Origin of the sequence: Kiloniella laminariae (assembly GCF_027214005.1) — a bacterium.
Classification (GTDB): domain Bacteria; phylum Pseudomonadota; class Alphaproteobacteria; order Kiloniellales; family Kiloniellaceae; genus Kiloniella; species Kiloniella laminariae_A.
On sequence record NZ_JAPWGY010000001.1, the window covers coordinates 714,925 to 727,527 of the forward strand.

17 protein-coding genes are annotated in these 12,603 nt (G+C 56.3%); 8 read left to right on the top strand and 9 right to left on the bottom strand.

Annotated features, from left to right (window positions below):
* Positions 1-22 precede the first annotated feature (22 nt).
* Positions 23-817, top strand: coding sequence for a hypothetical protein (locus O4H49_RS03260; protein ID WP_269421981.1), 795 nt, complete (start codon positions 23-25; stop codon positions 815-817).
* A 101-nt stretch (positions 818-918) separates the two neighbouring features.
* Here O4H49_RS03260 and O4H49_RS03265 read toward each other — a convergent pair whose 3' ends face one another.
* From O4H49_RS03265 to O4H49_RS03295, 7 genes are all read right to left on the bottom strand, one after another.
* A complete protein-coding gene (locus tag O4H49_RS03265; protein ID WP_269421982.1) occupies positions 919-1,446 on the bottom strand; it encodes a hypothetical protein in 528 nt (175 codons plus the stop codon).
* Positions 1,447-1,587: 141 nt separating this feature from the next.
* Positions 1,588-1,902, bottom strand: coding sequence for a TM2 domain-containing protein (locus tag O4H49_RS03270; RefSeq protein ID WP_269421983.1), 315 nt, complete (start codon positions 1,900-1,902; stop codon positions 1,588-1,590).
* Between the two features lie 36 nt (positions 1,903-1,938).
* On the bottom strand, positions 1,939-2,286 hold the full coding sequence (locus O4H49_RS03275; RefSeq protein WP_269421984.1) for a Rap1a/Tai family immunity protein: 348 nt from the start codon (positions 2,284-2,286) through the stop codon (positions 1,939-1,941).
* A 24-nt stretch (positions 2,287-2,310) separates the two neighbouring features.
* Positions 2,311-2,673 carry a Rap1a/Tai family immunity protein gene (locus tag O4H49_RS03280; RefSeq protein WP_269421985.1) on the bottom strand — a complete coding sequence of 121 codons (363 nt, stop codon included), beginning with the start codon at positions 2,671-2,673 and terminating at the stop codon, positions 2,311-2,313.
* Positions 2,674-2,685: 12 nt separating this feature from the next.
* Positions 2,686-3,039, bottom strand: coding sequence for a Rap1a/Tai family immunity protein (locus tag O4H49_RS03285; RefSeq protein ID WP_269421986.1), 354 nt, complete (start codon positions 3,037-3,039; stop codon positions 2,686-2,688).
* A gap of 90 nt (positions 3,040-3,129) precedes the next feature.
* Positions 3,130-3,444: a TM2 domain-containing protein gene (locus O4H49_RS03290; protein ID WP_269421987.1), complete on the bottom strand. Its 315-nt coding sequence runs from the start codon at positions 3,442-3,444 to the stop codon at positions 3,130-3,132.
* A gap of 36 nt (positions 3,445-3,480) precedes the next feature.
* The gene (locus O4H49_RS03295; RefSeq protein ID WP_269421988.1) at positions 3,481-3,861 is read right to left on the bottom strand and encodes a Rap1a/Tai family immunity protein; all 381 of its coding nucleotides are present in this window, start codon (positions 3,859-3,861) and stop codon (positions 3,481-3,483) included.
* 95 nt (positions 3,862-3,956) lie between these two features.
* Between O4H49_RS03295 and O4H49_RS03300 the strand changes: the two genes are divergently transcribed.
* The 4 genes from O4H49_RS03300 (at position 3,957) to O4H49_RS03315 (ending at position 7,651) form a co-directional block, all read left to right on the top strand.
* Positions 3,957-5,372: a hypothetical protein gene (locus tag O4H49_RS03300; RefSeq protein WP_269421989.1), complete on the top strand. Its 1,416-nt coding sequence runs from the start codon at positions 3,957-3,959 to the stop codon at positions 5,370-5,372.
* A complete protein-coding gene (locus tag O4H49_RS03305) occupies positions 5,335-5,835 on the top strand; it encodes a hypothetical protein (protein WP_269421990.1) in 501 nt (166 codons plus the stop codon). The genes O4H49_RS03300 and O4H49_RS03305 overlap by 38 nt, the downstream gene beginning before the upstream one ends.
* A complete protein-coding gene (locus O4H49_RS03310; RefSeq protein ID WP_269421991.1) occupies positions 5,832-6,788 on the top strand; it encodes a hypothetical protein in 957 nt (318 codons plus the stop codon). The genes O4H49_RS03305 and O4H49_RS03310 overlap by 4 nt, the downstream gene beginning before the upstream one ends.
* A gap of 209 nt (positions 6,789-6,997) precedes the next feature.
* Positions 6,998-7,651 (top strand): hypothetical protein, encoded by a 654-nt coding sequence (locus O4H49_RS03315; RefSeq protein ID WP_269421992.1) that lies wholly within the window; start codon positions 6,998-7,000, stop codon positions 7,649-7,651.
* A 67-nt stretch (positions 7,652-7,718) separates the two neighbouring features.
* On the opposite strand, the gene O4H49_RS03320 is transcribed toward O4H49_RS03315, so the two are convergent.
* Positions 7,719-8,609, bottom strand: a complete 891-nt coding sequence (locus O4H49_RS03320) for a hypothetical protein (protein ID WP_269421993.1) — start codon at positions 8,607-8,609, stop codon at positions 7,719-7,721.
* Between the two features lie 391 nt (positions 8,610-9,000).
* On the opposite strand from O4H49_RS03320, the gene O4H49_RS03325 reads away from it, so the two are divergent.
* Entirely contained in the window at positions 9,001-9,918 is a 918-nt protein-coding gene (locus O4H49_RS03325) for an SEL1-like repeat protein (RefSeq protein WP_269421994.1), read from the top strand.
* Between the two features lie 192 nt (positions 9,919-10,110).
* Here the strand turns inward: O4H49_RS03325 and O4H49_RS03330 are convergent, their stop codons facing one another.
* Positions 10,111-10,824, bottom strand: coding sequence for a hypothetical protein (locus O4H49_RS03330; RefSeq protein WP_269421995.1), 714 nt, complete (start codon positions 10,822-10,824; stop codon positions 10,111-10,113).
* A gap of 502 nt (positions 10,825-11,326) precedes the next feature.
* On the opposite strand from O4H49_RS03330, the gene O4H49_RS03335 reads away from it, so the two are divergent.
* Both O4H49_RS03335 and O4H49_RS03340 read left to right on the top strand, forming a co-directional pair.
* A complete protein-coding gene (locus O4H49_RS03335) occupies positions 11,327-12,154 on the top strand; it encodes a bifunctional allantoicase/(S)-ureidoglycine aminohydrolase (protein ID WP_269421996.1) in 828 nt (275 codons plus the stop codon).
* 49 nt (positions 12,155-12,203) lie between these two features.
* Positions 12,204-12,554, top strand: a complete 351-nt coding sequence (locus tag O4H49_RS03340; protein WP_269421997.1) for a hypothetical protein — start codon at positions 12,204-12,206, stop codon at positions 12,552-12,554.
* Positions 12,555-12,603: the final 49 nt, after the last annotated feature.

Here is a 12,603-nt window from a genome sequence, read left to right on the forward strand (position 1 = left end):
CTCTCAATAAGGAAAGCCAACGATGAAATACAATCCCCGTGAAGACTTCACAGCCGACAGCAGCATCGGCTTTTCCCCGGTTTCAGCCCCGCGTTTGTCAGAACCGGCCAACAAGCATGAAGCCAGCCAGAATAAAGCCAGCCAGAAGGAAACAAACCAGAACCAATCCCTTCAGGATAACAGGGGGGCGGAAAAGAGCGCGGAGAGGCTGGATTTAAATGTGTTAACTGAAATAAAGTTAACTGGTGATTTCGCGGTAAAAACTGCCCCGATTATGGAGCCTGCTTCCCTGGAACCTGCCCCTCTTGAAACGACCTCCCATGAATTGCCCCCTCTTGAGTTAACGGGGGCGCCCTTTGCGGTTTTTTCCGCGCTGGTGGTGGCCCTGGCAGAGCAGAGCCATCTGCCGCCTGAACAGCGGGCAGTGGAATATAACCGCCTGAAATGCCTCAGCGGCATGGACCAGACCCGCTCCTTTCCCAAGCACATCCAGGAACTGGTGGCCAAGGGCGCGGTGCTCTGTCTGGGTCCGCACTGCGAACGCCTTGTGACCCTGCGAATGGACCCGGCGCGGGTGGTCGCGGTCAAACGCTATGCCCGTCAGACCAGCCAGCATTCAAGGCCGCTGGTCAGCAGCGCGGTTAAAATCCGCAAGTGCCTGAGTTGCCGCAAGGAATTTGAAAGTCACTGGGCGGGCGAGCGCGTCTGTTCCCCCTGCAAGGAAGGCCCTGACTGGGGCGAACACGACGGCCCCTTTACCCCCATCGGCGACAGCGACGGCGCCGGGTTGTCCGACCTGATGACCGGATTGATCTGACGCGGTGAGATTTCGAGCTGAGATCTCGTGTTGAAATGTGCAAGGCCATGGCCTTGCGCTTTATTCGTCCTGTTCCTGCGACGGCCACTATTCCCGGTGGTCTACGACAGCGGACTGTTCAGGACCTGAAGGTTGAAAAGTCGATAGGCATGATAAAACAGCAGGATAAAAGCCGTGATCAGGCAGAAGACCGAAAAGACCCGGATCTTGCGCGACAGGCTGGGGGTGCCAGGTTTGCTTTTGATGCCGCTTTCATGGCGGGTCTGACGGCGGATCACCACCCAGACGGCGGACAGAAAACTCAGCAGCAACAGGGTGATGGCGGCAAAAACCGGCCCGGAGTGGATAAAGGGCAGCGCGTTGAGGCTGACCCCGATGCCGACGGTGAAAACCAGCAGGCGCATGGCCTCGGAGGGCGGGATATCGCGCAGACTGTGGCCCGATACCGGGCCGCTGCTTTTGGACGTCGGGACTGTGGAGGTCGGGCCGTTGGCGGAAAGGGGTGTCGGCGCCATGTGGTCCCGGTGAGACGGGGCTCTCTGGCTGTCTCTCTGGCTGTCTCTCTGGCTGTCTCTGGGGTTTTCTTTGTGGCTCTGTTCCCTGTTGCTCTGCTCTTTGTTCTGAACCATCACAAGGTACTCCTGCCGGGAAAAAAGACCGCTCTGATTCCCACTATCTTCCTGCCCCGAAGCCTTGTCAATCGGCATCGGTGGGAGAGCATTTATACAAAATTGAACAGCAGAGAATTTTTGTATAACCCGGAATCTTCCTCAACTTTTCTTTCCGATCGTGCCAGAGGAAAAAACAATGACCAGCCAGATCAGATCGCCGAGGTACCACAGTGCCATGAACCCTGCGAGGAAGATTGCCCAGTGCAGGGAGCTGAAATTGACAGTCAGAAACGCCCCGACAACCAAGAGCCAGAAAATAACAAAGCAGGCGCCACTGATATATCGGCCCAGATAAAACCGGTGCGCCCCAAACACGCCGAGAAAAAACCACAGGATAAAGGCAAGACCCATGGTTTTGCCGGCGTTTTTATCAGCCAGTTGTTGTGCAGGGAAATCCGGGGAGGTCTGGCTCATGATGTACTTGCCTTGAAGATTGAGAGAGCGGGGGTGTCACCAGTCACAGGGATAGATTTCCTTCAACAGCGCGCCGACGATATCCATGGCGGGGGCATTGTTGTCTTTGGGGGTTCGGGCGAGGTGGCTGTTGAGCTTTTCCTCCAGCCCGATTGGATAACTGCCATAGCTGCAGACCTCGCCGTCCTGTTCTTTTTGATCCCGGATGGCGAGAATGTACCCGGCGCAATAGCTGCGCAACAAGGTGCTCAGGTCTTTGCCAGGGGTGTCATGACAATATTGATTAAGTACCCTGGCGCTCAGCGGTTTGGCCTCGGCCATGGGGCTGAGCAGAGTAAGGGCAACCGTGACAATCACAGAAGAAAGGAAAGGCAGTTTGCGCATTACGGGTTCCTTGTTATTGCTGGCTCAGGTGCAGGGATCAGCCTTGATCAGGACGCTTTTGACCACGGTAAAGGCCGGAAGTCCGGCTTCCTGTGGATGGGTCTTGAGATGGGTGGCGAGTTTCTGGTCCATGCCTTCGATGTTTTGCTCGCCGCTACAGATCGCGCCGCTGTGGGCCAACTGGTCGTGCAGGGCGAGGATATAGCCCATACAGATGACCGGGCCGAGGCTGTCGATTTCGGCGCTCAGGCTGGAGTTGTCAATTTTGTTGCGGCAAAAGCGGTTGAGTTCTCCGGCACTGGTAGCTGCACTGGCCATGACCTGTGGAGGCAAAAGTGTCAACAGCAAGATCAAAGCCGCCAATATAATAGGCAGGTGCCACTTCATCGTTCTTGTCACTCAGTTGCAGGGATAGGCATTGGTCAAGGCCTGATAAGTGGCTTGGTCGGCATCAAGTTTACGGCTTTCCGGGTGGCTTTTGATATAGCCGATAATGGCATCGCGTACCTCGCCAAGAGAGGCAGTGCGGTTGCCCTGGTTGTGGCAGGAGTGCCCGAGGCTGCCCAGGTGCCCGGCGGTGGCAACAACATATCCCAGGCAATAGGCACTTTTCTGGTCAAAAAACGCGTCACTCTTTTGCGCTGTACAGGCGTCGTACAGGTCATTGCCGTCATAGGGAGCGGCCTGTGCCGGGCCATTGGCAAGAACTGCGTTGAGGAGAAGGGCGGAAAAAGTCGGGGCAAAAAATTTCATCAGAAAATACCTGTATATATGAGAGAAAGCGCGAAAGTGAGCCGGACAAAGCAGCTCTCTTGCGCGTGGGATAAGGGGGAGGGCTTTGCCTCAACTTTTCTTTCCGGCTGTGCCAGAGGAAAAAACAATGACCAGCCAGATCAGATCGCCAAGGTACCACAGTGCCATGAACCCGGCGAGGAAGATTGCCCAGTGCAGGGAGCTGAAACTGACGGTCAGAAACGCCCCGACAACCAAGAGCCAGAAAATAACAAAGCAGGCGCCACTGATATATCGGCCCAGATAAAACCGGTGCGCCCCAAACACGCCGAGAAAAAACCACAGGATAAAGGCAAGACCCATGGTTTTACCGGCGTTTTTATCAGCCAGTTGTTGTGCAGGGAAATCCGGGGAGGTCTGGTTCATGATGTACTTTCCTTGAAGATAGAGAGAGCGGGGATGTTACCGATTACAAGGGTAAATTCCTTTCAAAGCTTGAATGATAACCTCTCTTGCTGTGAGGCTATGGCTCTGCGGGTTTTTCCTGATAAAATTGACAACTGTGTCATGGGTTTCACGGGCACTGGGGAATCCAGGATAACAGGTTGCTTTTTTCACGTCGGGTCGAAGCGAAACATAGGAAATGTACCAGGTGCAGATGTCATGTTCGCGCCAGTTTTCCCGGCTGTCCATTGTGGTATAGGCGCAGCGCTCATAAAAACTGTGTCCATCATAGGCTTCATCCTCCGACAACTCATAGGCCGTCTGGTAGGATTTTTGCGAAGGTTGGTGTGGACAACCTGCAAGGAACAAGGCAGCGCCCAAAACAAACAGATATTTCAAAATGATAATTCCCCCATAACGTGTGGGTTTACTGTGCCGTTCGTCCGGCAGGCTGTCAATGATCGCGGGCTGCAAAGCCGTTTCAGGAGGGCGGCATGAGCAAGGTGTCTTCAGGTCACCCGGGCACAACAAAGCTGCCCTGGTTCAAGTTCTATCCGACGGACTGGCGGGCCGATGCGGGGCTCAAGCTCTGCTCGCTGGGCGCGCGCGGGCTGTGGATTGAAATGCTGGCGATCATGCACGAGGCCGGGGGCTATCTGGAAATCAATGGCAAGGCGGTGAACACGCGGGCGCTGGCGGCCCTGTCAGGCTGTCTGCCGGAAGAAATCACCGCGACGCTGGAGGAACTGGAACAGGCGGGGGTCTTCAGCCGCGACCGCCGGGGCCGGATCTATTCCCGCCGTATGTTACGCGATCTGAAAAAAGCCGGACTGGCCAGAAGCAACGGTCGTAAAGGCGGCAATCCAGCGCTGCGCACGCCGTCCCCGGCGCAGGGGGCAAGTGATTGTGATGTCAGGGAAAACAACGGTTCGGTTAAGGGGCCAGATAGGCAAAGGGATAAGCAGCCGGATAAACCGGGAGATAAGGTCCCGGTTAAGGCCGGGCTTAAAACCCAGAAGCCAGAAGCCAGAGTCCAGAAAGATAAAACACCTCCTGCCGGAGGTATAAAAGAGGGGGGAGCTATAAAAAATCTGCAAGCGGCTTTGGCTGAACAGGTGGAGGCGGAGGCCCCGCTCTGGCGGGATGAAGATGCTGGTGATCTTCCGGGAGAGCAAAGCGCGGGGCGGATCTGGCCAGAGCTGGCAGAGATGACCGAACTGCTGCGCGACAGCCGCTCGCCGCCAGCTGGTTCAAAGGCCGGGGCGACAGCTACAGCAGAACCGGAAACGGAAACGAGACCAGAACCAGAAACCAGACCCGTAAGCAAACCTGTAACATCCGGCAAGGCCGGGCGCGGCAGTCGGCTGGATCAGGACTGGCAGCCAAGCGAAGACGATCAGAATTTTGCCCGGGAAAGGGGGATGGATGATGAGTTATGTGCCACCGAAGCACTCAGATTTCGCAATTACTGGACCAGCCTTGCCGGGCGACGCGCCTGCAAGCTTGACTGGCACCGCACCTGGCAAAACTGGGTCCTGCGCGCGCTTGAGCCGGGAAGCCCCGGCGGCTCCAGAAACGCCGGAAGTTTCAGAAGTCACGGAAGTTTCAGAAGCTCCGGAAGCAGGTCTTTCCCGGTTTCAACCTCCCCTGGCAGCAGTCACCCCCACCGGGATCACTCCAACAGCAGTCGCTCCCACGGGGAGGAGCCCGGCTGGGGCGGCGCTGGTCAGGGCGGGGGAGCGGCTGGCGCAGGCTATCCGGGCCGGGGGGCGGGTGGCCGACAACGACCAGGCGGTTTTGACCTCGCTGAGGTCGCTGCTCGGCTGCTCGATCGGGCTGCGGCACAGGACGATCTTTCCGAAAGAGGGGGAGATGCTGGAACGGCTGGACAGCGTGACCCTGCCGCCTGATATCACCCCGGCGCAACGGGCCGAGGCAATCCGCACCCTGCGTCTGTCGCTGGCCCCGCTCAGCCGCAGCCAGACCATGCGCGAGCTGTTGAAGCTCAAGGTCAAGACCGGCAGCCGCAACATGGATGCGCAGACGCTGGAGTTGCAGCTGGAAGTCTATGCCGACGAGCTGGCGCGCTTTCCCGCCGACTGTGTGTTGCAGGTGCTGGCCGAGGTCGGGCGCGGCAAGTGGTGGCCGGAATGGGGCGAGATCGAACGCCGCCTGACCCCGCTGGAAACCACCCGCCGCCGGATCTTGCGAACGCTTGAGCTGCCGGACGGGCCACAGAAAAGTTGTCAGGTTAAAAGCTGTCAGATTACCGGGGGTGTTAAAGGCCGGGGCGCGCAACGGCTGGGGGATCTGCTGAAGCGACCGGAAACACCAGAAGAACCAGAAACACCAGAAGAACCCGACACGAGATGAACAGAAAACCCAACGACCTGCCCTTAACCGACAAATTTTCAGAGACTGTCATAAGGGCGGAAATGGCAAAGCCGCTCCATTGCCTCGACACCACAACCAAAACCGCACCACAACGACCACAATTCTTTTATGTTCCTATTTCCTGGGGAGATCGCCGGATGACACGACAGCAGAGCAACAAACCCGAAAAGAACGGCTCAACAAAAACAGCGCCGGAAAAAATCTCAACCGAACAGGCGCCAGAACTGGTGTCTCGACAGGCGTCCCTACAGGCCAGAACCGGAGCATCAACGACTGGCCAACCCGCCATGTGCAGAAAGGAGGCCGCTATCGGCAAAAAACAACCCGCCATGGCTCATAGGCAGACTGCTATGGATCACAGGCAACCCGCCACGGGTCAAAGGGCTCCTGGCACAGGCAAAAGGCAGCCCGCCACGGGCTATCTGGAAATTGTCACCGCCGAGCGCCTGACCAAAGAGGATATCATCCGCCGCAACAGCCAGCACGACAGCGACGCGCTGTTGCGGGTCGAGGCCCCGACGCTGGTTGAACGGCTCTATGACCGCGGGGTCTTTGGCCGCAAGCAAAGCCGCGACGGCGAGGCAGAAACCCGGCGCGACAACGGCCTGTGGCTGATGCAGCTCTATGACCAGCTCTATCACAGCGAAGGTGTCGGGCGCTATCAGCCCTATGGTCTGGGCGGCTATAACAGCGGGGGCGAGGCGGAGATGAGCGACGCCGAAGCCGAACTGCGTGCACTCTATCACCGCTATCTGCGCGGCCTGCCCGCCAGCACCACCCAGAGCCTGCGCTTTCTCTGCCGCGACCAGCAACTGCCCCGCGTCCTGACCGAACCCCTGGGCCAGAGCCTCGATGCGCTCAACTCCTGGCGCCAGCAAGACCGCCAGATCCAGCGCGACCGTCAGGAACAGACCGAACGGGGAGAAGGGTGAGGTCGCAGACGGCGGGGGAAGGTTGGCAGGTCTTCAAAGCACCGGAAGGGAGCTTCTCCCTTCCGGGCCATCCCGGCTTTATTCTGCCCCCTTTACTGTAAGAGTAGGCTTGCTTCCTATACTGGTGGTTCATTTCTGGACATCTCTTTTCAGCTGTATTATTGGTGATTGGGTTGATCCCGCCGTTCTAAAGCCAGAGTTTATTCCCTATGATACGCATTTTTCTCGCTCCGCTTTTCCTGTTGACCCTTGCCGCCTGTCAGACCACGAGCAGCAGTGGCAATACCACCAGTACGTCTCATGCAAATAGCTCGGGAAAGTTTCTGACTGAAATCCAGCCGCTGGAAATGAGTGGCAAGCTGAGTGGTGATTTTTCGCTTGAAAAGAGCCTGTGGAATGGCAGTTTCATCCGCTATTCTGATGAAATTCTGGCTGATCTGGAAAAAGCGAAGAGCGGCTTTGAGGAACCGGGAACGGCAATTGGCTATCTTGCTTTTGATAAACAGCTGAACATTGATCGTAACAGAGGGGTGTTTCGGCAGGAGTTTCCTGATCCTTCTATCTCTCGAAATTTCAATGCAAAGCAGAAGGCGATCGTCGGCAAGATCAGAGAGCGTCTGAGTAATGTGACGCCAGAAGAGATATCGATTGCGTCCAGCTGTCTGGCAAAAGATGAATGGACACTTCTGCCGGAAGATCACCGGGCGATCCTCAATAAAATGGCGTTGGGTGAAGACGTCGTTCCGGCTGAACTGGAACGACTCAAGGAACGCACCCGGATCAAGCGCCAGGAAAGCATGCGGATCAAATGTATGCTTGAACCCTATGGCCTCTATGATGAACTGATGGCCAGCTTGAGATAATCCTCGTCACAATACCGCAAGCGAGGAGCACCGGAGATCTCCCTTCCGAACCATCCCGGTTTGTTCCCTACTTCATTCCGAAGGTGCAGCTGGCGGCGGCGATGGCCTTGCAGAGGCTGGCGTAGAGCAGGGGAAGCTGGCGGTTATAGTCCATCTGGTCGCGCGGGGTGGTGAAACGCTGGTTGTTCCAGGCGCCCAGACCGCCAAAGACCCAGCCGTGATAGGCGGCGGAAAACAGGCGCTGTGCCGCTTCGGGATAGGCGTCGAGCAACGGGAAATCGATGTGTTCGGGAAAGCTGATCGCGCCGCCGGGTGTCAGCGGCTCAAGCGCCTGTTCAAAACAGTGCAGCCAGCTGTCATCCGGCAGCCTGCCTGCCAGGGCGCGGCCCTGTTGCAGAGTGTCGCGCAGTTCATGGCTGATGGCAGCCAGATCGGGTTTGGGCCGGGGCAGGGCCTCGGGCAGCTGTTCGATACAGCCATAGGTCACTTTCCAGAAATGCTGTCCCTTGACCTCGGGGTTGTCCACCTCCCACTTCGCGGCCCAGCGTTCGGTCTGGGGGCCGCCGTTACTCACGCTTGAGACATGGCCGGAAACCAGCAGGGTCCAGTTCCTGCCGCCGGGAACAAAGGCGGAAAGCGGGGCATTTTCAATCGGCTCTGCCGCATAGTCCAGCCAGGCCGCCTGGACCCGGCTGTGCTGCAGGTCCTCGATCCAGTCACCCAGCCCGTAACAGCGCGGCACTTCCTGTTGCTGCCCAAAGAGGTCGCTTTTGATATCGATAAAGTCAAGCGCGGTACAGTTGATCAGGCTGGCATGCCTGTCGCCCAGAGGCGCTGTTTCTGTCGTTATGCCCGCAGCCGGGGCCGTCTGTGTTGCGGTCTGTAAAGGGGAGGCTGAATTGCTCAGGGAGTTGGCCAGAGTTGAAAGAAAAACCAGCTGGTCTATTTCTCCGTACATCGTCTTGGGAAAACCTCTTTGTCTTTACCTGGCAGAGAGCAGGCGGGGAATTTGCGCCGATCATAGAGGCTGGCCCGGCAAAGGTCAAAGAGCCTGAAATTCCGCGATACCAGACCAGGGGCGAGGCTTGTGTCAGGGGGCAAAGAACCTTTTATTTTCGGAAGAGACGGGAAAGTATAACGGAACTCAAGTCATGGGTGAACGTTTCCGTCGGGATTAGGGCGTTGAGTGTTATAGCGAGATTTCAGGTTTTGTCGCTCTGGATACTGCGTTCTTGCTCTCGCGCTATGATAGTATATTTTGTCATAGGTTTCTTCTTTAACTGTTCCCGTTGTTGTCTTGCCCGGGATTCCTGTTTCCTCAATTCGGTTTCAAAGGTCTGGTTCATTACATGAAACGTCTGTTTGCTCTTTCCTTTTTCTGCGCAATTTTATTTCTGAGATATCCGGCTTTTGCTGTTGATCAAAGACAGCTGCAGGAGCTTCTTGATAAAGGGGATTATGTGACATTTTCCAGACTGATCAGACCTTTTGCGGAACAAGGAGATGCCGATGCCCAGTTCAACATGGGGGCGTTTTATGAACAGGGGCAGGGCGTCCCCCGGGATTACCTCGAGGCGGCGAGATGGTATCAGAAAGCCGCCGATCAGGGACAGGTATTTGCCCAGTACAATCTCGGGGTGCTTTACCTGAATGGGCTGGGGCTCCACGAAGATGCCGAGACGGCAATGCGGTGGTTTGACGCGGCAGCACAACAGGGAGACCCAAAAGCCCAGTTTATTCTGGGCGTTGGCTATAGTGGAGGCGAAGGTGTGCCGCAGAACAACACCACAGCTCGCCACTGGTTCCAGCTTGCGGCGGATCAGGGGAATGATTCAGCGCAGTCCTGGCTGGGCAGGTTCTATTATGAAGGGCGCGGAGGAGAGAAAAACTATGATGAGGCCCTGAAGTGGTTGCAACGTGCCGCTGACCAGGGCGTGGGCGAAGCCAAGTATCAACTGGGCAGGCTACACGAGGAAGGAAAGGCCGTGCCTCAGGACTACAAGGCTGCGTTGATCTGGTACAGCATTGCCGCGCAGCAGAAAATTGTCGAGGCACAGTTCCGCCTGGGCGGAATGTATGAAAGCGGCAAGGGAACCCTGCAGGATTACTCTCGCGCCCTGATGTGGTATAATATCGCCGCCGCCAGCGGGCATTATCAGGCAGAGATCAGTCAAGGGATTATTGCGCGCAGGCTTTCCGCCACAGAGCAGGAACGCGCGGAACGGCTGGAAACAGACTGTCTTGCGAAAAAATATATCGGCTGCTGAAACGCGAAAGTCGGAATGACAAGGCGAGTTTGCCCAACAGTCTGGGAAAAGCGGAAGGGGTCCCCCTGTTACCTTGAAACCCGCCTGTATTTTCCTCTATAATCCAAAAGCTAGTCGCTCCCACATTGAAGCAATACCGGGAGATCAATGTGCGTAGGCTGAGTGCAGGAAGGGAGCCGGCTCAATCACCGACTAGTACTTGATAAAACCTGTTACTACCCAGACTTCATTCTTTCCCTGCCTTTTAAGGCTCAGAGTTACCAGTTCTGTGGAAGTTTCTATATCAGCTCGTCTGCCATTCTCCGGGCCATACAGTTTTGTCAACCTTCCTTCCGCGAGTATCTTGGGCAGACGTTCTTTTACGAATTTCAGACCATCTATGCCGTCTTCTGCAGTGCGTTTTTCAGCGATATGGCTTAGTCCCCAGCCTTTTTTGAAATTCCTTTCCGGGTTGCCGGGGGTGCCAAGATCGATGGTAATTTCGCCAAGGTCTTCCCTGAAGAGCCTGTTTTTTGATGAGGTTCCGGTTTTAATGACTTCACTGATCTCGCTGGCAAACTCTTTCACACTTGAGGTGCTGCGACGATAGAGCGGTGTACGCGCACCCGACATGCCGAAAATGGCAGCGTTTCTTTGCGCCGTTCTGGGAAGAAGGGCAGAACCGGAAAGAAAACCACCGCCTGTCATATTTAACGCGGCATCAACCGTGTCCTGGCGGTTTATCTCTCCGCCGTCCAGTGCATGCTTGGGCAAGGCTACAGTTTTTGCCAAATCATAAACAACCTGTGGCGCTGTCCAGTTGCCCCAGTCAATATTGCCGTCAGATCCTCTACGAGGGAGAGGAATGAACGCCGGGCGGCGAATACCGGGTTCCAGACCGAAAACCTCCTGGATTTTGTCTTCCATATTCCGAGGAGAAGCTTGGTTTGGTGAGGTTTGTGAGCGCTGCTTTTGCGGCCGGGCTTTAACGGCTGCTGGATATAGTTTGCTGTAATGTTCGGTGAACTGGCTTTGTTGTGCTGGTACGAAATGTTCCTGAAGATCCTGAATTCCCAAGGAAAAAGAATCGCAGTTGAAGAGGGGAGGAACAATTCATCTGAAGAGGGATGTTGCGAAAGAGAAGAGAACGGTTCACCAACAGAAATGATACCTAGTTGTTTTACCCTCCCCCGCTTTTTCCTGCAGTGCACAGGGCCTGTTCCTCTGGCTCTGCTCTTGTGAGCCTGTTGGCGGTGGATTTTGATTGATCGCTTCCGGTTGCCCGGTTAATCCTGTTAGGCACAGTAAAAGCAGTGCGCTTTGTTTAACCGTCCGTGTATTCCTGACCCGTGTATTCCCTGATCCGGGTTTCCCACTTGACGAACCCCGCGCTGCTTATTCACGACCCACTTATTTCGAGGCCCAGAACATGTCGCACAGCTCGTATTATTCGCCCCAGGGTGGCTTGCCGCCGCAGACCCAGATCCTGACCGATCGCGCCATGTTTACCGAGGCCTATGCCGTGATCCCCAAGGGGACCATGAGCGATATCGTCACCAGCTTTCTGCCCCATTGGGACAAGACGCGGCTCTGGGTGCTGTCGCGACCCCTGTCCGGCTTTGCCGAGACCTTTTGCCAGTACATCATGGAAGTCCAGCCCGGTGGCGGCAGCACAAAACCCGAACCCAATGCGCAGGCGCAGGGGGTGATCTTTGTCGTCGAGGGCGGCCTGTCCCTGACGATCGAGGGCAAAAGCCATGAACTGGCCGAGGGCGGCTATGCCTATCTGCCCGCGGGCTGCACCTGGTCGCTGGTCAACAACACCAAGGCCCTGGTGAAATTCCACTGGGTTCGCAAGGCCTATGAAGCGGTCGAGGGGCTGGACAAGCCCGTCGCCTTTGTCACCAACGAAAAGGACATCGCCCCCACCGCCATGCCCGGCACGGACGGCAAGTGGGCGACCACGCGCTTTGTCGCGCCCGAAGACCTGCGCCACGACATGCATGTCAACATCGTCACCTTCCAGCCCGGCGGCGTGATCCCCTTTGCCGAAACCCATGTGATGGAACACGGGCTTTATGTGCTGGAAGGCAAGGCGGTCTATCGCCTCAACCAGGACTGGGTCGAGGTCGAGGCCGGTGATTACATGTGGCTACGCGCCTTCTGTCCGCAAGCCTGCTACGCCGGGGGCCCCGGCCCCTTCCGCTACCTGCTGTACAAAGACGTCAACCGCCATATGAAACTGGGCGGTCTGTAAGGGGAGTGATCAAGGCAGATCCAAAACACAGACCTATGAGACGAAAGCGATGATGCAACAGGCGGTTCCCCTTGGGAATTCTAAAGAACTCGGGAACTCTGAAGAACCTGAAAATTCCAGAGAATTGGGGAACTCCAAAGGATTTATCGTCACTTCGGTCGATAAGCTCTATCGCTCCCCGGCCTTCCAACAGGGTTATGAGGATTACCGCCGCGGGCTGCCGTTTACATACCCGCAAAAATGCAAAGGCCCCAATCCCGGTCTGAAAAGCGCTGAACAGGCCTATGAAACCGGACGGCAGTTTGCCGCCTGGCTCGGGCCGAATTTCTATCGCTCAAATCTGGTCTGCCTGAGATCCAAGTTTTCAGAAGCTGTCAGCTCCAAAAGCATCATTTTATAAACCCGGTTCCGGGTATTTTTTGTCCCTTATATCCTGCTCTCAATGCGGG

Bases quoted from the DNA above. Each gene is read 5' to 3' on its own strand.
- O4H49_RS03305 (WP_269421990.1), top strand. From the start codon at position 5,335: ATGCTGGAACGGCTGGACAGCGTGACCCTGCCGCCTGATATCACCCCG.
- O4H49_RS03320 (WP_269421993.1), bottom strand. From the start codon at position 8,609: ATGTACGGAGAAATAGACCAGCTGGTTTTTCTTTCAACTCTGGCCAAC.
- O4H49_RS03280 (WP_269421985.1), bottom strand. From the start codon at position 2,673: ATGAAGTGGCACCTGCCTATTATATTGGCGGCTTTGATCTTGCTGTTG.
- O4H49_RS03300 (WP_269421989.1), top strand. From the start codon at position 3,957: ATGAGCAAGGTGTCTTCAGGTCACCCGGGCACAACAAAGCTGCCCTGG.
- O4H49_RS03290 (WP_269421987.1), bottom strand. From the start codon at position 3,444: ATGAACCAGACCTCCCCGGATTTCCCTGCACAACAACTGGCTGATAAA.
- O4H49_RS03315 (WP_269421992.1), top strand. From the start codon at position 6,998: ATGATACGCATTTTTCTCGCTCCGCTTTTCCTGTTGACCCTTGCCGCC.
- O4H49_RS03335 (WP_269421996.1), top strand. From the start codon at position 11,327: ATGTCGCACAGCTCGTATTATTCGCCCCAGGGTGGCTTGCCGCCGCAG.
- O4H49_RS03325 (WP_269421994.1), top strand. From the start codon at position 9,001: ATGAAACGTCTGTTTGCTCTTTCCTTTTTCTGCGCAATTTTATTTCTG.
- O4H49_RS03310 (WP_269421991.1), top strand. From the start codon at position 5,832: ATGAACAGAAAACCCAACGACCTGCCCTTAACCGACAAATTTTCAGAG.
- O4H49_RS03260 (WP_269421981.1), top strand. From the start codon at position 23: ATGAAATACAATCCCCGTGAAGACTTCACAGCCGACAGCAGCATCGGC.
- O4H49_RS03285 (WP_269421986.1), bottom strand. From the start codon at position 3,039: ATGAAATTTTTTGCCCCGACTTTTTCCGCCCTTCTCCTCAACGCAGTT.
- O4H49_RS03275 (WP_269421984.1), bottom strand. From the start codon at position 2,286: ATGCGCAAACTGCCTTTCCTTTCTTCTGTGATTGTCACGGTTGCCCTT.
- O4H49_RS03270 (WP_269421983.1), bottom strand. From the start codon at position 1,902: ATGAGCCAGACCTCCCCGGATTTCCCTGCACAACAACTGGCTGATAAA.
- O4H49_RS03330 (WP_269421995.1), bottom strand. From the start codon at position 10,824: ATGGAAGACAAAATCCAGGAGGTTTTCGGTCTGGAACCCGGTATTCGC.
- O4H49_RS03265 (WP_269421982.1), bottom strand. From the start codon at position 1,446: ATGGTTCAGAACAAAGAGCAGAGCAACAGGGAACAGAGCCACAAAGAA.
- O4H49_RS03340 (WP_269421997.1), top strand. From the start codon at position 12,204: ATGATGCAACAGGCGGTTCCCCTTGGGAATTCTAAAGAACTCGGGAAC.